Origin of the sequence: Streptococcus oralis, assembly GCF_023109315.1 — a bacterium.
GTDB classification, from domain to species: Bacteria; Bacillota; Bacilli; order Lactobacillales; family Streptococcaceae; genus Streptococcus; species Streptococcus oralis_BS.
The window spans coordinates 72,616-95,622 of record NZ_JALDUF010000005.1 but is presented as its reverse complement, the minus strand read 5'-3'; the positions used below and the strand labels follow the sequence as shown (position 1 = coordinate 95,622).

Here is a 23,007-nt window from a genome sequence, read left to right as displayed (position 1 = left end):
TTATTCGTAATTTCATAGTTCAATCTGATTGTAAGACTAGCTTAGAATTGGCTTAACCCCCTCTTGAAAGCGTAAAACAAACTAGTCAGGAAAGTCACTTTGTGGTATAATATAGAAGACTCAAAAAGAAACAGGAGAAAAAGAATGGACTTACTTTTAGCAATTGTCTTGATTGTGCTAGCTTTTCTAGGAGGAGCTCTTGGAGGGATGTACTTGGTTCGTAAGCAAATCGAAAAAGAATTTGCGGACAACCCACGTTTGAACGCTGAGGCAGTTCGTGCTCTTTTGAGCGCAAATGGTCAAAAGCCAAGCGAAGCCAAGGTACAACAAGTTTACCACCAAATCATCCGCCAACAAAAAGCAGCTCTTGCTAACAATAAAAAGAAATAAATAGGAAAAGTCTGGGATGAAAGTTCCAGACTTCTCACTATGTTCAATAGTTTTCAAGGATAAGACTGTTTCCTTGCATTCTATTGATATTTGATTATGATTAAAAGAGAGGCAGTTGCCATTCTATCAAGCTGTCTATCCGTTTATTTAGGACGAGTAATCATGATGAACTATCAATCAGAAAAAAGACTAGAAAGAAGACTGTATGGATAATCGACCAATTGGTTTTTTGGATTCGGGTGTCGGGGGCTTGACCGTTGTTCGCGAGCTTATGCGCCAGCTTCCCCATGAAGAAATCGTCTATATTGGAGATTCGGCGCGGGCACCCTATGGTCCCCGTCCTGCTGAGCAAATCCGTGAATATACTTGGCAGTTGGTCAACTTTCTTTTGACCAAGGATGTCAAGATGATTGTCATTGCTTGCAACACTGCGACTGCAGTCGTCTGGGAAGAAATCAAGGCTCAACTAGACATTCCTGTCCTAGGTGTGATTTTGCCAGGAGCTTCGGCAGCCATCAAGTCCAGTCAAGGCGGGAAAATCGGAGTAATTGGAACACCCATGACGGTCCAATCAGACATCTATCGTCAAAAAATCCATGATCTGGATCCGGATTTACAGGTGGAGAGTTTGGCCTGTCCCAAGTTTGCTCCCTTGGTGGAGTCTGGTGCCCTGTCAACCAGTGTCACCAAGAAAGTGGTCTATGAAACCCTGCGTCCCTTGGTTGGAAAGGTGGATAGCCTGATTTTGGGTTGTACCCATTACCCACTCCTTCGCCCTATCATCCAAAATGTTATGGGACCAAAGGTTCAGCTCATCGATAGTGGGGCAGAGTGTGTGCGGGATATCTCGGTTTTGCTTAACTATTTTGAAATCAATCGTAGCCGAGATGCGGGACCTCTTCAACATCGTTTTTACACAACAGCCAATAGCCAAAGTTTTGCCCAAATTGGAGCAGAATGGCTGGAAAAAAAGATTCATGTGGAGCATGTAACTTTATGACAAACAAAATTTACGAATACAAGGATGACCAGGACTGGTATGTCGGTGTCTGGGATGTCTATGGAGGCATCTATAGCCTTATCAAAGATCCTCTCGAGCTTGATTTCATGGATTTAGCGCGGATTTTTCGTGACGAAGAAAATGGCTTTCCGATTACGATGACGGTGATGCGCTGGTCTTCTAACTTTCGTCTGCTCTCCTTTATCGTTGAGATTTTAAATGCAGAAGCAGGTCGCAATCTAGAAGTCATCCAACGTCAGGGAGCTCTGCTCTTGGTTGAAAATGGGCAACTCCTGCATGTAGAATTGCCTAAAGAAGGAGTCGATGTAGAAGCCTTCTTTGAAACTAGCAAGGTTAGAGAAACTCTGCTCATTGCGACTCGCAACGAAGGCAAGACCAAGGAATTCCGAGCTATCTTTGACAAGTTAGGCTACGACGTGGAAAACCTCAATGACTATCCAGATCTACCTGAAGTAGCAGAAACAGGCATGACCTTTGAAGAAAATGCCCGCCTCAAGGCAGAAACCATTTCCCAATTAACAGGAAAGATGGTTTTGGCAGACGACTCAGGTCTCAAAGTAGATGTCCTCGGTGGCTTGCCAGGTGTTTGGTCAGCCCGTTTTGCAGGAGTGGGAGCAACCGACCGTGAAAACAATGCCAAACTCTTGCACGAATTGGCCATGGTCTTTGATCTCAAGGACCGTTCGGCTCAATTCCACACAACCCTAGTCGTAGCTAGTCCAAACAAGGAAAGCTTGGTGGTTGAAGCTGACTGGCCAGGTTATATCAACTTTGAGCCCAAGGGCGAAAATGGCTTTGGTTATGATCCGCTCTTCCTTGTGGGAGAGACAGGCAAGTCCTCAGCTGAATTAACCCTTGAAGAAAAAAATAGCCAATCTCACCGCGCCTTAGCCGTTAAGAAACTTTTGGAGGTATTTCCATCATGGCAAAGCAAACCATCATTGTAATGAGTGACTCTCATGGAGATAGCTTGATTGTGGAAGAAATTCGTGACCGCTATCTAGGTAAAGTTGATGCCATTTTTCACGATGGTGACTCTGAACTCCGTCCAGACTCTCCGCTCTGGGAGGGCATCCATGTCGTCAAAGGAAACATGGACTTTTATGCTGGCTACCCAGAACGGTTGGTGACTCAACTTGGTCCGACCAAAATCATCCAGACCCATGGACACTTGTTTGATATCAATTTCAACTTTCAAAAGTTGGACTATTGGGCTCAGGAAGAAGAAGCGGACATCTGTCTTTATGGTCACTTACATGTGCCAAATGCTTGGATGGAAGGCAAAACACTCTTTTTAAATCCAGGCTCCATCAGCCAACCACGAGGGACTATCAGAGAATGCCTCTATGCCCGTGTAGAGATTGATGACAGCTATTTCAAAGTGGACTTTTTGACACGTAATCATGAGGTTTATCCAGGCTTGTCCAAGGAGTTTTCTCGATGATTGCCAAGGAATTTGAAGCATTTTTATTGGAGCAGGAAGAGACATTTCTTACCCCTGCTGAGAATCTAGCAGCCTTGATTGATACCCATAACGCTGACCATGCGATTTTAGTGTTGAGTCAAATTACCTATACCCGTATCCCTGTTGTGACCTTTGACAAACGCTTTGTCGGGACTATTGGTCTGAGAGACATTTTGGCTTATCAAATGGAGCAAGGTTTGACGGATGAGCAGATGGCAAAGACAGACATCGTCAATATGACTAAGACAGATGTGGCAGTCGTCGCTCCTGACTATAACATCACAGAAGTCCTCCATAAACTGGTGGATGAACCCTTCTTGCCAGTGGTAGATGATGAAGGGATTTTTCAAGGAATCATCACGCGCAAATCTATCCTCAAGGCCGTCAATGCTCTCTTGCATGACTTTAGTAAGGAATATGAGATTCGATGCAAATGAGAGATAGGATTTCAGCCTTTTTAGAGGGAAAACAGGGTTTGTCTGCCAATTCCAAGCAGTCTTATAAGTATGATCTGGAGCAATTTTTAGACATTGTGGGTGAACGGATTTCTGAGACTAGTCTTAAGATTTACCAAGCCCAGCTAGCCAATCTAAAAATCAGCGCCCAGAAGCGAAAACTTTCGGCCTGCAACCAATTTCTCTACTTTCTCTATCAAAAAGGTGAAGTGGACAGTTTTTACCGTCTGGAATTAGCCAAACAAGCTGAAAAGAAGACTGAAAAACCAGAGATTTTAGACCTAGACTCTTTTTGGCAGGAAAGTAATTATCCAGAAGGACGCTTGCTGGCGCTTCTTATCTTGGAGCTAGGGCTCTTGCCTAGTGAGATTTTAGCCCTTAAGGTTGCAGATATCAATCTGGATTTTCAAGTGTTGAGAATCAGCAAGGCTTCCCAACAGAGGATTGTCACCATACCCACGACCTTGACTCCAGAATTGGAACCCTTGATGGGGCAGACCTATCTCTTTGAAAGGGGTGGGAAAACCTATTCTCGTCAGTGGGCCTTTCGTCAGCTGGAGTCCTTTGTCAAGGAGAAGGGGTTCCCAGAACTATCAGCCCAAGCCCTACGGGAACAGTTCATTCTAAGACAAATAGAAAACAAGGTCGATTTGTACGAAATTGCAAAAAAACTAGGATTAAAAACAGTCCTGACCTTAGAAAAATATAGATAATGGATATTAAATTAAAAGATTTTGAAGGGCCCCTGGACTTACTCTTGCACCTGGTTTCTAAGTACCAGATGGATATCTACGATGTGCCTATCACAGAAGTTATCGAACAGTATCTAGCCTATGTCTCAACTCTGCAGGCCATGCGTCTGGAAGTGACGGGCGAGTATATGGTCATGGCTAGTCAGCTCATGCTGATCAAGAGTCGCAAGCTCTTGCCAAAGGTAGCAGAAGTGACAGACTTGGAGGATGACCTGGAGCAGGACCTTCTCTCTCAAATCGAAGAATACCGCAAGTTCAAGCTCCTTGGTGAGCACTTGGAGGCTAAGCACCAAGATCGGGCCCAGTACTATTCCAAAGCGCCAACAGAGTTGATTTACGAGGATGCGGAGCTTGTGCATGACAGGACGACCATTGACCTCTTTTTGGCTTTTTCAAATATCCTAGCCAAGAAAAAAGAGGAATTCGCTCAGAATCACACGACCATTTTGCGGGATGAGTATAAGATTGAGGACATGATGCTCATCGTAAAAGAGTCCTTGACTGGACGAGACCAGTTACGCCTGCAGGATTTGTTCAAGGAAGCCCAGAATGTTCAAGAGGTTATTACCCTCTTTTTGGCAACCCTAGAGTTAATCAAAACCCAGGAACTGATCCTCGTGCAAGAGGAGAGTTTCGGAGATATCTATCTCATGGAAAAGAAGGAAGAAAGTCAAGAGGCACAAAGCTAGACTTGATAGAGAGGAAAGATGAGTACTTTAGCAGAAATAGAAGCGCTCTTGTTTGTAGCAGGTGAAGATGGAATTCGAGTTCGCCAGTTGGCTGAACTCCTATCACTTCCCCCGACAGGCATCCAACAGAGTTTAGAAAAATTAGCCCAGAAGTATGAAAAAGACCAAGATTCGAGCTTGTCTCTGATTGAGACAGGTGGAGCTTACAGATTGGTCACCAAGCCTCAATTTGCAGCGATTTTGAAGGAATACTCCAAGGCACCAATCAACCAAAGTTTGTCTCGGGCTGCCCTTGAGACCTTGTCCATCATTGCCTACAAGCAACCGATTACCCGAATTGAGATTGATGCTATTCGTGGGGTCAACTCGAGTGGAGCCTTGGCAAAGTTGCAGGCTTTTGAATTGATAAGAGAAGATGGGAAAAAAGAAGTGTTGGGCCGCCCCAACCTCTATGTGACTACGGATTATTTCCTAGATTACATGGGGATCAATCATTTGGAAGAATTGCCAGTGATTGATGAGCTTGAGATTCAAGCCCAAGAAAGCCAATTATTTGGTGAAAGGATAGAAGAAGATGAGAATCAATAAATATATTGCCCACGCAGGTGTGGCCAGTAGGAGAAAAGCAGAAGAGCTGATCAAGCAAGGTTTGGTGACGGTCAACGGCCAAGTGGTGCGTGAACTAGCAACCACCATCAAGTCAGGTGACAAGGTTGAAGTTGAAGGACAACCTATCTACAACGAAGAAAAGGTCTACTATCTTCTCAATAAACCCCGCGGAGTGATTTCCAGTGTGACAGATGATAAAGGCCGCAAGACTGTTGTCGACCTCTTGCCCAATGTCAAAGAGCGCATCTATCCTGTGGGACGTTTGGACTGGGATACATCAGGTGTTTTGATTTTGACCAATGATGGGGATTTTACGGATGAGATGATTCACCCTCGTAATGAGATAGACAAGGTCTATGTCGCGCGTGTTAAAGGTGTGGCCAACAAAGAAAATCTCCGTCCCTTGACACGAGGAGTGGAGATTGATGGCAAGAAAACCAAGCCTGCTGTCTATGAGATTCTCAAAGTGGATCCAGTCAAAAATCGCTCAGTAGTGCAGTTGACCATCCATGAAGGGCGCAACCATCAGGTTAAAAAGATGTTTGAAGCTGTCGGTCTTCAAGTGGATAAGTTGTCACGGACACGTTTTGGGCACCTAGACTTGACAGGCCTTCGTCCGGGAGAATCTCGTCGCCTTAACAAAAAAGAAATCAGCCAACTACACACCATGGCTGTAACCAATAAATAATGAAACGAATCTTAATAGCGCCAGTGCGTTTTTACCAACGTTTTATTTCACCAGCCTTTCCACCTTCTTGTCGCTTTGAGCCTACTTGTTCCAACTATATGATTCAGGCTATTGAAAAACATGGCTTCAAGGGTGTTTTGATGGGCTTAGCTCGGATTTTTCGTTGTCATCCCTGGTCGAAAATAGGCAAAGATCCTGTGCCAGACCACTTTTCCCTCAAACGAAATCAAGAAGAAAAATAACCCAACATCAGGTCATGTTGGGTTTTCTTACTTATTTCAAAGCTTTTTGAGCGTCTTCGATCATGAGTTTGGTTGATTCAAGTCCGCCTCCGCTTAGGTACCAGAGGTCTGGTGTTAGTTGGATAATCTTGCCATTTTTAGCGGCAGGAGTTTCAGCGATGAGGGCATTTTCTAGAACGCCATCGTTGCTAGAGTTGTCACCACCGATGGCAAGGGTACGGTTGATGACAAAGAGGATGTCAGGATTGATTTCTTTGACACTTTCAAAACTGACTTCTTGTCCGTGGCGTGAGTCTTCAAATTGAGTATCAGTTGGCTTGAATTTCAAGGTTTGGTACAAGAAAGAGAAGCGCGATTGGGCACCAAAGGCTGCCATTTTCCCTTCATTGAGGAGGATAGCAAGGGCTTTTTTGTCAGAACTTTCGTTTTTAGTAGCGACTTCTTGGATGCTCTTGTCTAGCTTGGCCAATTCTTCCTTGGCTTTCTGTGTGCCTGTTTCACCAAAGGCGCTTGCTAAGGATTCGATATTAGTCTTGGTAGAAGTCCAGTAGTCGTCCTTGCCTGCTTGGAAGAGAACAGTCGGAGCGATTTCTTTGAACTTATCTACGAATTTTTGGGTACGAGGTGAAGCAATGATTAAATCCGGTTCAAGAGCAGCGATGGCTTCTAGGTCTGGCTCGACCATAGAACCAACATTTTTGACATTTCCTGCAAGATCTTTTAGGTAAGTCGGAACAGTTTTTGTAGGCATTCCGACGATATTTTTTTCAAATCCTAGCGCTCGAATAGTATCCGCAGCACCGAGGTCAAAGGTTACAATCTTTTCAGGAACCTTTGAAAGTTTGACCTCGTCTAGTGAACTTTTAATGGTTATCTCTGTTGGAGCAGAGCTACTTGTATCTGTCTGGCTAGTGCTTGAGTTTGTATTTGTACTACATGCACCAAGTAAGAGCAAGAAGCTGGCCACTAGGGCAGTGAAATAAAGTTTAAGGGATGTTTTCATGATTTTTCCTTTTTAAAATGTGATAACGATGTAAGGGGCTCTTAGATAGGCTTGTTAGCTAAGAGGCAGAGGGTTCTCTAACATGAATTCAGAATAGCTAGCTATAGATACAGATCTTTTTGCCATTGATATCAGCTAGCGTGATGGGGATCTCATAGAGTTGACTGAGCAGGTCAGCCTGCATGATTTGAGCAGTCGTTCCCTTGCAAAAGACTTGGCCGTCCTTGAAGGCAACAATTTCATCCGCATACTGACTAGCCATATTGATATCGTGTAGGACGATGATAACGGTCTTCCCTAGTTCCTCCACCAGTCGCTTGAGAATCTGCATCATGCTGACACTTTGCTTGATATCGAGATTATTGAGCGGTTCGTCTAGCAAGATAAAGTCTGTATCTTGGGCTAGTACCATGGCGATAAAGACACGTTGGAGCTGTCCACCAGACAGACTATCGATGTAGCGGTCTTTTAAGCTTGTCAGTTCCAGATAGTCCAGAGTTTCTCGGATTTTTCCCCAGTCTTCTGCTCTCAGTCGACCACGGCTGTAGGGAAAACGTCCAAAGCTGACCAATTCTTCAACAGTCAATTTGGCTTGGTAATTGATCTTCTGCTTTAGGATGGTGAGCTCTTTGGTCAGTTCTTGCGAATTCCAACTCTCGATTTCACGGCCTTTGATGCTGAGAATTCCCTGATCCTTCTTGGTCAGTCTGCTCATGATGGAGAGGAGAGTTGATTTTCCAGCACCATTTGGACCAATGAAAGCTGTCAGTTTCTGAGGACTGATTTCAAGGGAAATGTCTTGTAAAATATCCTGTTTTTGAATGGATTTGTCAATGTTTTCCAGTTTCACCGACGCGCCCTCCTGTAAAGTAAGATAAAGAATAAGAGACCTCCAACGCTCTCAATAATCATGCTGATGCGAATTTCCAGTGCAAAGACTCGTTCGATGAGGGCTTGCCCCAAAGTCAAACTAATAAATCCAATCAGAATGGCTACGATAAAGAGCAACTTGTGCCGATAATCTTTGACGATTAGGTAGGTAAGATTGGCCAGCATAAAGCCGAAGAAGGCCATAGGCCCTACCAAGGCAGTGGCTGTTGAGGTCAAGAGCACGATGCCCCAGAGGAGTTCTCTCTGTTCTTTTTCAACATCGAGTCCCAGTATCTGAGCCGTTTCTCTTTGCAGGTGCAAGACATCCAGAACGACTGCTTTTCGAAAGAAAAAGATTGTCAAGGCGAGGATGATCAGAGAACCGATGGCTAGGATGGAAGTGTTGAGATGCTGAAAGGAGGCAAAGAGACTGTTCTGCAGTTTATCGTATTCATTTGGATCCATCAGAACTTGTAGGAAGGTACTGATATTTCGAAAGAGACTTCCCAGGGCTAGGCAGATTAGCAGAATGAAAACCAGGTCTTGCTTCATCAGCGTCTTCAAGTAACCTTGTAAGGCGAGAAAGAAGAGGGATTGAAGCAGAAGCAAGACTAGAAATTCTAAGATAGGAGACTTCCCAAGCTGTAGAAATTTGCTTTCAAATATCAGTAGCAGGGTCTGTAGCAAGACATAGAAGGATTCGATTCCCAAAATACTTGGCGTCAGAAAGCGATTTTCCGTCAGGGTTTGAAAACTAATGGTCGAAATCCCTGTCGCGATGGCTACCAAGAGATAAACGATGATTTTTTGGGAACGCAGCTTCCAGGCAAAGGCAGACAGGTTAGTGATAGGCCAAAAGTAGAGGAGACAAGCTCCGATGGCCAGAATAATGAGAAGGCAGAAGAGCTTGGTATGTTTGCTTTTAAACTGCATCTTTTTGTCCCCCTCTCCATAGAAGTAGGATAAAGACGAGACTACCGATGATTCCTAGTAGGAGACTGACAGACAGCTCATAGGGCCGAATCAAGACTCGAGAGAGGATGTCACAGGCCAGAACCAGATTGGCACCGACCAGTGCGACGATGAGTTTGGTTTGGCTCAGATTATCTCCATAGCGCTTGCGGACAAGATTGGGAACGATGACCCCGAGAAATGGCAAGGCACCCACGGTAATCATGGTGACACTTGTCGTTAGCGCCACTAGAAAGAGGGCCAGCTTTTCAAGTAGGGAGTAGGAAATCCCTAAACTCTCACTGGTTTCCTTGCCCAGATTCATGATGGTGAAGGTTTGGGATAATTTCCAAACGGCTATCAGGATAATGAGGCCTAAGAAGAGCCACTCATACTGATGAGTCTGAATCATGGAGAAGGAGCCCTGGGTCCAAGCAGTCATACTCTGAACCAGATTGAAACGATAGGCGATAACTTCTGTGACAGAACCGATAATCCCACTATAGATGATCCCGATCAAGGGCAACATCCACCTTTCCTTTACAGAAAAAATAGTCATAAAGGCCAGGAAGAAGAGGGTAAATAAAATGGATGAGCCAAAAGCAAAGAGCATCTTTTGGGTCAGACTCGCAGACGGAAAGACAAAGAGGCTTAACACCATTCCCAGTTTAGCGGCTTCTGTGGTTCCGACTGTACTTGGAGCAGCGAATTGATTTTGAGTAATGGTCTGCATGAGGAGTCCTGCCATGCTCATACTGGAGGCTGCAAGGAGAATACTGATGGTTCTTGGAAGACGCGACTCTTGAAAGAGAAGCCAAGTCTGTTGGTCAAAAGCAAAGAATTTTTCCCAAGAAAAATCACTGGTTCCAATGGTAATGGAGAGAAAGACCAGGAGTAGAAGTAAGCCTGTTAAAATATGAGAGAGTTTCATGCCCCATCCTTTCATGTAGATTTGGTATAAAAATACCCTTGGAGATAATGTAACACGATTTTTTAATCTGTCAATAAATTTTCTGACAATTTAATGTAAAAAGAAAGAAAAATTTCTGAAATAATATCTATCCCTCTATTTTATAGGATAAACTAGTAAAAACTAATCCAATTTCCTACTATCCTTCTCCTATAAAAAGTGGTAAAATGGAGGACAGAAAGAAGGAACTGATATGACAACATTATTTTCAAAAATCAAAGAAGTAACAGAGCTTGCTGCGATCTCAGGCCACGAAGCGCCTGTTCGGACTTATCTTCGTGAAAAGTTGACACCGCACGTGGATGAAGTAGTGACAGATGGCTTAGGTGGTATTTTCGGTATCAAGCATTCAGAAGCTACGGATGCACCGCGTGTCTTGGTCGCTTCTCACATGGACGAAGTTGGTTTTATGGTCAGTGAGATTAGGCCAGATGGTACCTTCCGTGTCGTTGAAATCGGTGGTTGGAACCCTATGGTGGTCAGCAGTCAACGTTTTAAACTCTTTACTCGTGATGGTCGTGAAATTCCTGTGATCTCAGGTTCTGTCCCTCCACATTTGACACGTGGAACAGGTGGGCCAACCATGCCAGCTATTTCTGATATCATTTTTGATGGTGGTTTTGCAGACAAGGCTGAGGCAGAAAGTTTTGGCATCCGTCCTGGTGACACCATTGTCCCTGATAGTTCCGCTATCTTGACAGCCAATGAAAAAAATATCATCTCAAAAGCTTGGGACAACCGCTATGGTGTTCTTATGATTAGCGAGCTAGCAGAAGCCTTGTCAGGTCAAAAACTGGGAAATGAACTCTATCTTGGTTCTAATGTCCAAGAAGAAGTTGGTCTGCGTGGTGCTCATACTTCCACAACCAAGTTTGACCCAGAAGTCTTTCTGGCAGTTGACTGTTCACCTGCTGGTGATGTTTATGGTGGTCAAGGCAAGATTGGGGATGGAACTTTGATTCGTTTCTATGATCCAGGTCACTTGCTCCTCCCAGGTATGAAGGATTTCCTTTTGACAACGGCTGAAGAAGCAGGTATCAAGTACCAATACTACTGTGGGAAAGGTGGAACAGACGCTGGAGCAGCTCATCTGAAAAATGGTGGTGTCCCATCTACAACTATCGGTGTTTGTGCCCGTTATATCCATTCTCACCAAACTCTCTACGCGATGGATGACTTCTTAGAAGCCCAAGCTTTCTTGCAAGCCTTGGTGAAAAAATTGGATCGTTCAACGGTTGATTTGATTAAACATTATTAAGCATAAGGGAGGTGGTCGGGATGGCAGAACCAAACCTAGAAAGCCTTATAAGAGATCTCTACAACCATGCTCGTCAGGGTTTGAGTGAAGATTTAGTTGCTGCTCTCTTAGAGACTGCTAAAAAACTACCCACTACAAATGAGCAATTACTAGCAGTCCGACTCTCAGGACTGGTCACCCGTGAATTGCTTCTAAATCCCAAGCACCCAGCACCAGAGTTGATCAACTTGGCGCGTTTTATCAAAAGAGAAGAAGCCAAGTACAGGGGCACTGCAGTTTCTGCTATCATGTTTGGTGAACTCTTTAAGATGCTTTGATTCACAATGGAATCAAAGCTTTTTTATATATGCTCCAAAGGAAATTCTTAATGAGGAGACAAAAAAAGCCATCCCATTCAGGATAGCTTCTTGGTACTTATACTCAATGAAAATCAAAGAGCAAACTAGGAAACTAACCGCAGGCTGTACTTGAGTACGGCAAGGCGACGTTGACGTGGTTTGAAGAGATTTTCGAAGAGTGTTAGATTTGTTCAGCAATGACCTTTTCAGCTAGGTTCATAGCATGGTCAGATACACGAGTGTAGTGGGAAATGATGTCGATAAAGTTGACTCCAGCTTGTGTAGAACACTCACCTTTGTTAAGGCGTTTGATGTGAGTCTTTCTGAGAACGCGTTCCATATTGTTGATTTCTTTATGGCGTTCAATCAGACTTTGAGCTTTTTCAATATCATTGTTTTCCACACTATCAAGGGCATCCTTGATGAATGCGGTTGTTGCTTGATAAATCTCAGCTAATTCCTCTAAAGCAGCATCAGAAAATTGAACATTCTTACGTTGAAGGTAGTCTGTTAGGTTGAGCAAGCCTTCTGCGTGGTCCCCAATCCGTTCCAAATCACGAGATGAATCCAGGATGTTGGTCAAGACTTCACTTTCCTTTTGACTCAAGGATTCGCTTGAGAGTCTGATGAGGTAACGAGTGAGTTTTTCATCGATGGTATTGATGGCTTCCTCTGTCTTGTGCCCTTTTTCAGCTACCTTTTCATCCAAACCGATGATATAGGTATAAGAAAGGTCAAAAGCTTTAGCTGCATAGTTCCCTAAGTGCAAGAGTTCTTTTTTGGCATTTCCTAGAGCGATAGAAGGAGATTGCTGGATAAGTTGCTCGTCGAGATAGAGGGGCTCGTACTTGACAACCTCGTCTTCACCAGGGATGAGCTTGGTTACAAAGTAGGCCAAGGCTCCGATGAATGGAAATTGTACAATGGTGTTACTTACGTTAAAGGCACCGTGAGAGAAGGCGATGGTCATCTCAGGTGAGAGATGAAGTAAAGCTTGGAAATACTCGATCATAGCAGTGAAGGGGCCTAATAGGATTAAGCAAAGAATAGTTCCTAGAACGTTAAAGGTAACGTGGGTTGCCGCAACGCGCTTTGCAGAGACATTGGCTCCAGCTGCCGCAATGATAACGGTTAAGGTTGTCCCGATATTATCCCCGAAGAGAACTGGTAGTGAACCTTTAAGGTCAAGGAACCCACCTGCATAGAGGCCTTGCAAAATCCCGATTGTAGCCGAGGAAGCCTGGATGAGGACGGTAATCACTGCACCAGCTACCACTCCTAAAATAGGATTTTGTCCCAAGGTTACCATATATTCCTTGAATTGTGGTAAATCTTTAAGAGGACTCATACCGGCACTGATGAGGTTAAGGGCGTAGAAGATTCCCCCAACACCAAACAGGATGCGCCCGATATTGTTTGCTGTTCTGTTTTTTGTGAAGAAGAGGAACATAGTTCCAAGGAAAATCAAGGGTAAAGCATACTCGCCTAGTTTGAAACCGATGATAAAGGAAGTAACAGTGGTTCCGATGTTGGCTCCCATGATAATTCCGATAGCCTGTCTAAGAGTGAGAAGACTAGCGCTGACCAGTCCGACCGTGATAACTGTAACCCCCGTACTTGACTGAATCAGGGCAGTCACGACAATCCCGACTAGAACACCTAAAAAGGGATTGCTAGTGTACTTGTCAATGTAAAAACGAAGGCGATCTCCAGCAGCTTGTTGCAAACCGTCTCCCATGGTCTTGATACTGTATAAAAACAGTCCTAGACCTCCTAAAAAGTGAAATAAAATTTCCTGCCAATTAATGGACATTTCTTTTTCCTCCGGAAAATAATAACGGAATTTCTCCTATTCTATTTTAAAGGATAAAAGTAAATCTCACAAGTGTTTAGCTGAAATTTTCATAAGAAACAAGAACTTTCTTTTAAAATGAGAGATAGATTCCCTTTAAGATAGATGATTTATAGGATTGTGTCCAAATTTTACTGATTATTATCCTAGTTATAGTTTTTATGTTAAATAGATTGACATCGCTTTCATATAGGATAAAATGAAGATGATCCTGTTCTGGTGGTGTGCACTGAGAACAGTTACTTTTTATCAAAAAGTAAAGCGCTTACTTTATATTTTATTAGGAGGATAAGATGAAAGATCTATTTTTTGAAAAACGTTGCCGTTACAGTATTCGTAAGCTGTCAATCGGGGCTTGTTCCTTAATGATTGGTTCAGCTCTATTCGCGAGCCCAGCTCTTGCCGAACAGGTCGCTGTCCCTGAAACAGCTACTAATACGAGCGCCCAAGCTACAAGCACTAATGAGACAACTAATCCAGATACTGCAGCTATCGAAAAACAATTATCGGAAACAGAGAACAAAGTAGCTGAGCAACCAATTTCAGAAAGCACTCCAGCAATAACGGATTTGGTTAATGAAAAAGAAGAAGCAAAGCCAACTCCGACAGATAAAGCTGAAAAACCTGCTCAACCAACTGAAAAAGAAGAAGTCAAACCAGCGGAAGCTCCTCAAGTAGCTGAGAAGAAAGCCGACAAATCGACTCTAGCAGACGTTCCTAAAAATGAAGAAAAGAGTCTCCGACCAAAAGAAATCAAATTTGATACATGGGAAGATTTGTTGAAATGGGAACCGGGTGCGCGTGAGGATGATCCCATTAACCGTTCCTCAGTTGAACTCGCCAAGCGCCATAGAGGTCAGTTGGTCAATGAAAAAGCAAGCAGAAGAGCCAAGGTTCAAGCGCTGGCAAATACCAACTCGAAAGCTAAAGACCACGCTTCTGTTGGTGGAGAAGAATTCAAGGCCTATGCTTTTGACTACTGGCAATACTTGGATTCAATGGTCTTCTGGGAAGGACTAGTCCCTACTCCAGATGTCATTGATGCCGGTCACCGCAACGGAGTTCCCGTTTATGGAACCCTCTTTTTCAACTGGTCAAACAGCATTGCTGACCAAGAGAAATTTGCAGCTGCCTTGAAACAAGACGCAGATAGCACCTTCCCTATCGCACGAAAACTTGTCGATCTTGCTAAGTATTACGGATTTGATGGCTATTTCATCAATCAGGAAACAACGGGTGAATTGGTAGAACCTCTTGGTGAAAAAATGCGCCAATTCATGCTCTATACAAAGGAATATGCAGCTAAGGTCAACCACCCAATCAAGTATGCTTGGTACGATGCCATGACCTACAAATACGGTCGTTACCACGAAGATGGTCTAGGTGATTACAACTACCAGTTCATGCAAAAAGAAGGAGACAAAGTCCCTGCAGACCAATTTTTTGCCAATTTCAACTGGAACAAGGAAAAGAATGACCACTCCGTAGAGATGGCCAAATGGCTAGAACGTAGCCAGTATGATGTCTTTGCAGGCTTGGAATTGCAACAAGGTGGCTCTTATAAGACCAAAGTCAAATGGGATGCCCTCTTAGATGAAAAAGGCAAGTTGCGTTTGTCACTTGGACTTTTTGCACCAGATACGATTACCAGTCTAGGAAAAACAGGCGAAGACTACCATAAGAACGAAGATATCTTTTTTACAGGATACCAAGGAGATCCAACGGCTCAAAAACCAGCAGATAAAGAGTGGTATGGAATTGCCAATTTAGTTGCTGACCGCACACCAGCAGTTGGCCGAACCTTCACGACCTCCTTTAATACAGGTCATGGTAGAAAATGGTTTGTAGACGGTAAAGTTTCTAAGGATTCTGAGTGGAACTACCGTTCTGTTTCTGGTGTCTTGCCAACATGGCGCTGGTGGCAGACTTCGACAGGGGAAAAACTTCGTGCAGAATATGACTTTACAGATGCCTACAATGGAGGAAACTCCCTTAAATTCTCAGGCGATGTAGCTGGTAAGACGGACCAGGATGTGAATTTGTATTCTACCAAACTAGAAGTAACAGAGAAAACCAAACTTCGTGTTGCCCACAAGGGAGGAAAAGGCTCTAAAGTTTATATGGCTTTCTCTACAACACCAGACTACAAATTTGAGGATGCAGCCGCATGGAAAGAGCTAACACTTTCTGATAACTGGAAGAATGAAGAATTTGACCTTAGCTCACTAGCAGGTAAAACCATCTATGCAGTCAAACTCTTCTTCGAACATGAAGGGGCTGTAAAAGATTATCAGTTCAACCTAGGACAATTAACAATTTCGGACAATCACCAAGCACCACAAGCGCCGACGGGGCTATCTGTGGTGAAACAATCTCTTAAAAATGCCCAAGAAGCTGAAGCAGTGATCCAATTTGCGGGTAACCAAGATGCAGACTTCTATGAAGTCTACGAAAAAGATGGAGATAACTGGCGTTTGTTGACAGGATCATCTGCTTCAACCATCTACTTGCCAAAAGTTAGCCGTTCTGCTAATGCGACTGGTACGACTCAGGAACTGAAAGTCGTTGCAGTTGGTAAAAATGGCCTTCGTTCCGAAGCTGCGACGGCATCCTTTAACTGGGGGATGACAGTTCAGGATACGACTCTTCCAAGACCTTTGGCTGAAAATATTGTTCCAGGGGCAACGGTTATTGGTAGCACTTTCCCGAATACTGAAGGCGGCGAAGGTATCGAAGGTATGTTGAACGGTACCATTACTAGCTTGTCAGATAAGTGGTCTTCAGCTCAGTTGAGCGGTAGTGTGGATATTCGCTTGACCAAGCCACGTACCGTTGTTAGATGGGTCATGGATCATGCGGGAGCTGGTGGTGAGTCTGTCAACGATGGTTTGATGAACACCAAAGACTTTGATCTTTACTACAAGGATACAGATGGTGAGTGGAAACTAGCTAAGGAAGTCCGTGGCAACAAAGCACACGTGACAGATATCACTCTTGACAAACCAATTACTGCCCAAGACTGGCGCCTAAAAGTTATCACTTCAGATAACGGAACACCTTGGAAAGCCATTCGTATCTATAACTGGAAGATGTACGAAACCTTGGATACAGAAAGCCAAAATATTCCAATGGCTAAGGTAACCGCTCGTTCACTTGGAAACCATCAAGTTCAACTCGGCTTCTCTGATGTTCCAGCGGGTGCAACCATCACCGTTTACGACAAGGCAGATTCACAAACGCCAATTGCAACTTTGAAGTCTGAAAATGGTGGCGACCTAGCAACAGCACCATTGGCCTTTGACAAGCAACCAAATCTACTCTATTATCGTACCCAACTACCTGGTAAAGAAATCAGTAACACATTGGCAGTAGCGATTCCGCAGGATGAAAGAAAAATTGCTGCAGTTAGCCTTGAAAAAGGGCCTAAGAAGACAGTTTACAAAGAGGGAGAAAAACTTGACCTCAGAGGCGGAACCCTCCGTGTTCAGTACGAAGGGGGACAAGCTGATGAGCTGATTAACCTTACTCACTCAGGTGTGACAGTATCTGGCTACGACGCTCATCAAAAAGGGGAACAAAAGCTCACAGTTAGCTATCTTGGACTTCCAGTTACTGGTGACTTAAAGGTACAAGTGACAGGTCAAGATGAAGGAAAACCGAAAGAAGTAGCAGGTTTGTACATTACTCAGAAACCGAAAACAGACTATCTAGTAGGAGAGCAACTGGATCTTGCAGAAGGTCGCTTCGGTGTTCTCTATGATGATGAGACAGAAGAAAGCCATGCCTTCACAGATCAAGGTGTTGAAATTACGGGCTACGATGCTCAAAAGACTGGTCGTCAGACCTTGACCTTGCATTACAAGGGGCACACCGCTGAGTTTGATGTCTTGGTTTCTCCAAAAGCAGCTGTCAACGATGAGTACCTCAAACAAGAAATCACTGCAGCCCAAGGCCGTCAGTCAACCCTTGCCTACACCTTCTCTAGCGAGGACAAACAAGCAGCACTAGTAGAGAAGCTCACTGCAGCGAAAACTGTAGCAGAAAACCATAATGCTAGCCAAGAAGAAGTCAACCGGGCTTTGAATGAGTTGAAACAAGCAGGGACAGACTTGGATGGAAATCAACGTTATCGGACTGCTAGAGAAGAATTGGAAGGTTTGCTCGAATCCGTCCGTGAAAAAGATCCTAAAGCTGAGTTGATTGAACAAGCAGAAGCTTTGTTATCTTCACAAACGCCAACTCCTCAAGCATTTGCGGACATGAAAGAAAAGTTGAATAAGAAACTAGCTCCTACAGAAGAAAGTCACCATGTTGGAAGTATGGATCCAAATGAAGTGGCTCCAACGGTTGAGGCCCTCCCTGAACTAGTTATTGAAACTGAAACAACAGCCTTTGAACGTCAGGAGCGACCAAACTCCGAACTTCTCAAAGGACAACGTCGTGTTGTGCAAGCTGGAGTTGAAGGTCAAAATCGTCACTTTGTAGAAGTAGATGTCCAAGGTAAACGCACTCTACGTTCGACTGAGGTAGTCAAGGAAGCAATCCCAGAAATCACCGAAGTTGGTACAAAAGTTCTATCAAGTAACCAACCAGCTGAAGGTGTGAAAGATTTAGTTCTAGCAAATCCGAAACTGGAAATTGAAGAGGGAATAGTTTCCTTCGAACGTCAAGAACGACTAAACGCCGAGCTTCTCAAAGGACAACGCCGTGTTGTGCAAGCAGGTGTGGAAGGTCAAGTTCGTCGCTTTGTAGAAGTCGATGGTCAGGGCAAACGCACCCTTCATTCGACTGAGGTTCTTAAGGAAGCTATCCCAGAAATTGTTGAAGTAGGAACGAAAGAAGAGCAAGTCTCACAAACAAGGGATCAAGCGCTTTTAGCTACACCCGCAAAAGTTGAAGAAGCAAGCAAAGAGCTTCCAAATACTGGTGTAGAAACAGATGCCAGTCTAGTAGCTCTGGGACTTCTCGGAGCAATGAGTGGTTATGGCTTGCTTGCTAGAAAGAAGAAAGAAGACTAATCGATTTAGAATTCTTGGATTTCCTCATAAAAACTAAAAACAAGGTTTGGCTGCAGTCAAACCTTGTTTTGATTATTTTATCTCGCATTGATTACTTATTTGATAAGGTTTTTCTAGATTTGATTTTAAAAAATGCTAGTTTTAATTATAAGAAAGAACAAGAAAAGTTTAGGGTTTTTCTATCTCTTTTGTTGATTTTGTGATATAATTAACACGTATAAAAAAAGAAGGAGTCATATCTAATGGCAAAATTGACTGTTAAAGACGTTGACTTGAAAGGGAAAAAAGTTCTCGTTCGTGTTGACTTCAACGTACCTGTTAAAGATGGCGTGATTACTAATGACAACCGTATCACTGCAGCTCTTCCAACTATCAAGTACATCCTTGAACAAGGTGGACGTGCAATCCTCTTCTCTCACCTTGGACGTGTAAAAGAAGAAGCAGACAAAGAAGGTAAATCACTCGCTCCTGTAGCTGCTGACTTGGCTGCTAAATTGGGACAAGAAGTTAAATTTATCCCAGGTGTTACACGTGGTGCTGAATTGGAAGCAGCAATCAACGCTCTTGAAGATGGACAAGTTCTCTTGGTTGAAAACACTCGTTTCGAAGATGTTGATGGCAAGAAAGAATCTAAAAATGATCCTGAACTTGGTAAATACTGGGCATCACTTGGAGATGGTATCTTCGTAAACGATGCATTCGGTACAGCTCACCGTGCACACGCATCAAATGTTGGTATCTCAGCAAACGTTGAAAAAGCAGTTGCTGGATTCCTTCTTGAAAACGAAATTGCCTATATCCAAGAAGCAGTTGAAGCTCCAGAACGTCCATTCGTGGCTATCCTTGGTGGTTCAAAAGTTTCAGACAAGATCGGTGTTATCGAAAACTTGCTTGAAAAAGCTGATAAAGTTCTTATCGGTGGTGGGATGACTTACACATTCTACAAAGCTCAAGGTATCGAAATCGGTAACTCACTTGTAGAAGAAGACAAATTGGATGTTGCAAAATCTCTTCTTGAAAAAGCAAACGGCAAATTGATCTTGCCAGTTGACTCAAAAGAAGCAAACGCATTTGCTGACTACACTGAAGTGAAAGACACTGAAGGTGAAGCAGTAGATTCGGGTTTCCTTGGTTTGGATATCGGTCCAAAATCTATCGCTAAATTCGATCAAGAATTGACTGGTGCGAAGACAGTTGTATGGAACGGACCTATGGGTGTATTTGAAAACCCTGACTTCCAAGCTGGTACAATCGGTGTGATGGACGCTATCGTGAAACAACCAGGCGTGAAATCAATCATCGGTGGTGGTGACTCAGCTGCCGCAGCAATTAACCTTGGTCGCGCAGACAAGTTCTCATGGATCTCTACTGGTGGTGGAGCATCAATGGAACTCCTTGAAGGTAAAGTATTACCAGGATTGGCTGCACTCACAGAAAAATAAGAGTATAATTAAGAAGATGGTTTCGCCATCTTCTTTTTTTGTACCTTTTTAAATGTATATTATTGCATATATGAAAAGAAAAGGATTAAATATTTGCATCTTGGGTTTTAAAGTGATACTATGGATAGTAAACGACAAAAATGAGATACAGAAAGAGATTACAATGAAAAATAGAAAAGAAGTCTATGGATTTCGTAAAAGCAAGGTTGCAAAAACTTTGTGTGGTGCTGTTTTAGGGACTGCTTTGATTGCTTTTGCAGATCAGGCAGTTTTTGCTGATGAAGTCACAGAGACAACTAGTACAAGTACAGTTGAGGTAGCTACTACAGGAAACCCAGCCACAAATCTACCTGAGGCTCAGGGTGAAATGAGCCAAGTTGCCAAAGAGAGCCAAGCTAAGGCTGGTTCTAAAGACTCAGCTTTGCCAGCAGAAGTATCATCAGCTGATCTGGATAAAACAGTTGCTGATGCAAAATCTGCAGGAGTTAAGGTAGCTCAAGATGAAACAAAAGACAAAGGAACAGCTACAACTGCTACAGAAAATGCTCAAAAACAAAATGAGATCAAAAGTGACTATGCTAAACAAGCAGAAGAAATAAAGAAGACAACTGAAGCATATAAAAAAGCAGTAGCAACTCATCAGGCTGAAACAGATAAAATCACTGCTGAAAATAAAGCAGCGGATGACAAGTATCAAAAAGATCTAAAAAGTCACCAAGAAGAAGTCGAAAAAATCAATACTGCCAATGCAACAGCTAAAGCAGAATATGAGGCTAAGCTAGCGCAATATCAAAAAGATTTAGCGACTGTCAAAAAAGCAAACAAAGATAGTCAAGAGGATTATCAAAATAAACTTTCAGCTTATCAGACAGAATTAGCTCGAGTACAAAAGGCTAATGCTGAAGCTAAAGAAGCCTATGATAAGGCGGTAAAAGAAAATACTGCGAAAAACGAAGCGCTTAAAGCTGAGAATAAAGCCATTAAACAGCGTAATGAAACTGCAAAAGCGAATTATGAAGCAGCGATGAAGCAGTATGAAGCGGATCTTGCAGCTATTAAGAAAGCTAAAGAAGATAATGATGCTGATTATCAAGCTAAATTAGTAGCTTATCAGACAGAATTGGCTCGTGTTCAGAAAGCAAATGCTGATGCAAAAGCAGCCTATGAAAAGGCTGTTGAAGAAAATACTGCTAAGAACAATGCTATCCAAGCTGAAAATGAAGCGATTAAACAACGAAATGAATCAGCCAAGACAACTTATGAGATTAAAAAAGCACAATACGAAAAAGACTTGGCAGCAGTCAAACAAGTAAATGAAGCTAACGAAAAAGGCTACCAAACTAAGCTAGCAGCTTATCAGACAGAACTAGCTCGCGTTCAAAAAGCAAATGCTGATGCAAAAGCAACCTATGAAAAGGCAGTTGAAGACAATAAAGTAAAAAATGCTTCGATTGAAGCTGAGAATGAAGCAATCAAGCAACGTAATGCCACGGCTAAAACTGACTATGAAGCAAAATTAGCTAAATATGAAGCAGACATTGCCAAATATAAGAAAGATTTGGCTGAGTATCCGGCTAAGTTGAAGGCTTATGAAGATGAGCAGGCCAAAATTAAAGCAGCACTTGTAGAGCTTGAAAAGAATAAAGATCAAGATGGATACTTGTCTAAACCATCTGCTCAGAGTTTGGTTTATGATTTAGAACCGAATGCTCAACTTGATCTTAAAACAGAAGGAAAACTTCTTACAGCAACAGCAGTTGATGAAGCCTTCAAGAAAGATACAGACCAATATGGTAAAAAGAATCTTCAGTTAGACAATCTAAATGTCAAGAATTTGGAAAATGGTGCTACCACTTCTTCGGTGGAATTGTATGGTAACATCAACGACAAATCTGACTGGACCACCAATGTAGGGAATAAAACTGAAGTTAAATGGGGCTCTGTTCTTCTAGAGCGTGGACAAAGCGTAACAGCGACTTATACCAACCTTCAAAATTCCTACTACAATGGTAAAAAGATTTCTAAGATTGTTTACAAATATACTGTAGATCCTTCTTCTCAATTTAAAAATCCTAGTGGGAAAGTTTGGTTGGGAATCTTTAGTGACCCTACTCTAGGAGTCTTTGCTTCAGCATTTACGGGTCAGGTAGAAAAAGATACGTCAATTTTCATTAAAAATGAATTCACCTTCTATGATGAAAATGACAAGCCAATTAATTTTGACAATGCCCTTCTTTCAGTAGCATCTCTAAACCGCGAGCACAATTCTATTGAAATGGCTAAAGACTATAGCGGAACATTTGTTAAAATTTCAGGTTCATCTATTGATGAAAAAGATGGAATGATTTATGCTACCAAAACCCTCAATTTTAGAAAAGATCAGGGTGGATCTCGTTGGACTATGTATCCTAGAGCAAATGAACCTGGATCGGGGTGGGATTCATCAGATGCACCAAACTCTTGGTACGGTGCAGGTGCTATTAGTATGTCTGGATCTACGAATCATGTTACAGTTGGCGCAACATCTGCTACTAATGTGATGTCTGTTGCGGATATGCCCCAAGTTGCTGGAAAAGATAATACAGAAGGCAAGAGGCCCAATATCTGGTACTCGCTCAATGGGAAGATTCGTGCCGTTAAAGTTCCGAGAATTACCAAGGAAAAACCAACTCCGCCAGTAGCACCAACTGAACCACAAGCTCCTACTTATGAGACAGAGAAACCATTGGAACCAGCTCCAGTAGCACCAAGCTATGAAAACGAGCCAACACCACCGGTAAAAACTCCAGATCAACCGGATCCATCAAAACCAGAAGAGCCAACATATGAGACAGAGAAACCATTGGAACCAGCTCCAGTAGCACCAAGCTACGAAAATGAGCCAACACCACCGGTAAAAACTCCAGATCAACCGGAGCCATCAAAACCAGAAGAGCCAACATATGAGACAGAGAAACCATTGGAACCAGCTCCAGTAGCACCAAGCTACGAAAA

20 protein-coding genes are annotated in these 23,007 nt (G+C 43.1%); 15 read left to right on the top strand and 5 right to left on the bottom strand.

Features of this window, described 5'->3' with window-relative positions:
• Positions 1 to 144: 144 nt before the first annotated feature.
• From M1F74_RS07350 to yidD, 10 genes are all read left to right on the top strand, one after another.
• Positions 145 to 390, top strand: coding sequence for a YneF family protein (locus M1F74_RS07350; RefSeq protein ID WP_000364986.1), 246 nt, complete (start codon positions 145 to 147; stop codon positions 388 to 390).
• Between the two features lie 205 nt (positions 391 to 595).
• Positions 596 to 1,390 (top strand): glutamate racemase, encoded by a 795-nt coding sequence (gene racE / locus M1F74_RS07345; RefSeq protein WP_247946706.1) that lies wholly within the window; start codon positions 596 to 598, stop codon positions 1,388 to 1,390.
• Positions 1,348 to 2,358 carry a nucleoside-triphosphate diphosphatase gene (locus tag M1F74_RS07340; protein ID WP_432654179.1) on the top strand — a complete coding sequence of 337 codons (1,011 nt, stop codon included), beginning with the start codon at positions 1,348 to 1,350 and terminating at the stop codon, positions 2,356 to 2,358. Before racE ends, M1F74_RS07340 begins: the two co-directional genes overlap by 43 nt.
• Positions 2,334 to 2,855, top strand: coding sequence for a metallophosphoesterase (locus M1F74_RS07335; RefSeq protein WP_247946704.1), 522 nt, complete (start codon positions 2,334 to 2,336; stop codon positions 2,853 to 2,855). Before M1F74_RS07340 ends, M1F74_RS07335 begins: the two co-directional genes overlap by 25 nt.
• The gene (cbpB, locus tag M1F74_RS07330; RefSeq protein ID WP_000560694.1) at positions 2,852 to 3,313 is read left to right on the top strand and encodes a cyclic-di-AMP-binding protein CbpB; all 462 of its coding nucleotides are present in this window, start codon (positions 2,852 to 2,854) and stop codon (positions 3,311 to 3,313) included. Before M1F74_RS07335 ends, cbpB begins: the two co-directional genes overlap by 4 nt.
• Entirely contained in the window at positions 3,310 to 4,044 is a 735-nt protein-coding gene (gene xerD, locus M1F74_RS07325) for a site-specific tyrosine recombinase XerD (RefSeq protein ID WP_282184754.1), read from the top strand. The genes cbpB and xerD overlap by 4 nt, the downstream gene beginning before the upstream one ends.
• Positions 4,044 to 4,772 (top strand): segregation/condensation protein A, encoded by a 729-nt coding sequence (locus M1F74_RS07320; RefSeq protein ID WP_247946702.1) that lies wholly within the window; start codon positions 4,044 to 4,046, stop codon positions 4,770 to 4,772. The genes xerD and M1F74_RS07320 overlap by 1 nt, the downstream gene beginning before the upstream one ends.
• 18 nt (positions 4,773 to 4,790) lie before the next feature.
• The gene (scpB, locus tag M1F74_RS07315; protein WP_000105285.1) at positions 4,791 to 5,360 is read left to right on the top strand and encodes an SMC-Scp complex subunit ScpB; all 570 of its coding nucleotides are present in this window, start codon (positions 4,791 to 4,793) and stop codon (positions 5,358 to 5,360) included.
• The gene (locus M1F74_RS07310) at positions 5,347 to 6,069 is read left to right on the top strand and encodes a pseudouridine synthase (RefSeq protein ID WP_247946701.1); all 723 of its coding nucleotides are present in this window, start codon (positions 5,347 to 5,349) and stop codon (positions 6,067 to 6,069) included. The genes scpB and M1F74_RS07310 overlap by 14 nt, the downstream gene beginning before the upstream one ends.
• Entirely contained in the window at positions 6,069 to 6,311 is a 243-nt protein-coding gene (yidD, locus tag M1F74_RS07305; RefSeq protein ID WP_247946700.1) for a membrane protein insertion efficiency factor YidD, read from the top strand. The genes M1F74_RS07310 and yidD overlap by 1 nt, the downstream gene beginning before the upstream one ends.
• Positions 6,312 to 6,342: 31 nt before the next feature.
• Here yidD and M1F74_RS07300 read toward each other — a convergent pair whose 3' ends face one another.
• The 4 genes from M1F74_RS07300 to M1F74_RS07285 form a co-directional block, all read right to left on the bottom strand.
• A complete protein-coding gene (locus M1F74_RS07300) occupies positions 6,343 to 7,314 on the bottom strand; it encodes a siderophore ABC transporter substrate-binding protein (protein ID WP_247946699.1) in 972 nt (323 codons plus the stop codon).
• A gap of 97 nt (positions 7,315 to 7,411) precedes the next feature.
• The gene (locus M1F74_RS07295) at positions 7,412 to 8,164 is read right to left on the bottom strand and encodes an iron ABC transporter ATP-binding protein (protein ID WP_247946698.1); all 753 of its coding nucleotides are present in this window, start codon (positions 8,162 to 8,164) and stop codon (positions 7,412 to 7,414) included.
• Positions 8,161 to 9,117 (bottom strand): iron chelate uptake ABC transporter family permease subunit, encoded by a 957-nt coding sequence (locus M1F74_RS07290; protein ID WP_247946697.1) that lies wholly within the window; start codon positions 9,115 to 9,117, stop codon positions 8,161 to 8,163. The genes M1F74_RS07295 and M1F74_RS07290 overlap by 4 nt, the downstream gene beginning before the upstream one ends.
• Positions 9,107 to 10,066 carry an ABC transporter permease gene (locus M1F74_RS07285; protein WP_247946696.1) on the bottom strand — a complete coding sequence of 320 codons (960 nt, stop codon included), beginning with the start codon at positions 10,064 to 10,066 and terminating at the stop codon, positions 9,107 to 9,109. The genes M1F74_RS07290 and M1F74_RS07285 overlap by 11 nt, the downstream gene beginning before the upstream one ends.
• A 232-nt stretch (positions 10,067 to 10,298) precedes the next feature.
• On the opposite strand from M1F74_RS07285, the gene pepA reads away from it, so the two are divergent.
• Positions 10,299 to 11,363, top strand: a complete 1,065-nt coding sequence (pepA, locus tag M1F74_RS07280; RefSeq protein WP_049550433.1) for a glutamyl aminopeptidase — start codon at positions 10,299 to 10,301, stop codon at positions 11,361 to 11,363.
• A gap of 20 nt (positions 11,364 to 11,383) precedes the next feature.
• Positions 11,384 to 11,680 (top strand): enterocin immunity protein, encoded by a 297-nt coding sequence (locus tag M1F74_RS07275; RefSeq protein ID WP_049550432.1) that lies wholly within the window; start codon positions 11,384 to 11,386, stop codon positions 11,678 to 11,680.
• A 202-nt stretch (positions 11,681 to 11,882) separates the two neighbouring features.
• On the opposite strand, the gene M1F74_RS07270 is transcribed toward M1F74_RS07275, so the two are convergent.
• Complete coding sequence (locus M1F74_RS07270; RefSeq protein WP_000026662.1) at positions 11,883 to 13,514, bottom strand: Na/Pi cotransporter family protein; 1,632 nt, start codon at positions 13,512 to 13,514, stop codon at positions 11,883 to 11,885.
• Between the two features lie 332 nt (positions 13,515 to 13,846).
• On the opposite strand from M1F74_RS07270, the gene M1F74_RS07265 reads away from it, so the two are divergent.
• The 3 genes from M1F74_RS07265 to M1F74_RS07255 all read left to right on the top strand — a co-directional run.
• A complete protein-coding gene (locus M1F74_RS07265) occupies positions 13,847 to 18,571 on the top strand; it encodes an endo-beta-N-acetylglucosaminidase (RefSeq protein ID WP_247946695.1) in 4,725 nt (1,574 codons plus the stop codon).
• A gap of 242 nt (positions 18,572 to 18,813) precedes the next feature.
• The gene (locus M1F74_RS07260) at positions 18,814 to 20,013 is read left to right on the top strand and encodes a phosphoglycerate kinase (protein WP_009730628.1); all 1,200 of its coding nucleotides are present in this window, start codon (positions 18,814 to 18,816) and stop codon (positions 20,011 to 20,013) included.
• 163 nt (positions 20,014 to 20,176) lie between these two features.
• On the top strand, positions 20,177 to 23,007 hold a 2,831-nt coding region (locus M1F74_RS07255; RefSeq protein WP_247946694.1), incomplete at its 3' end, for an antigen I/II family LPXTG-anchored adhesin.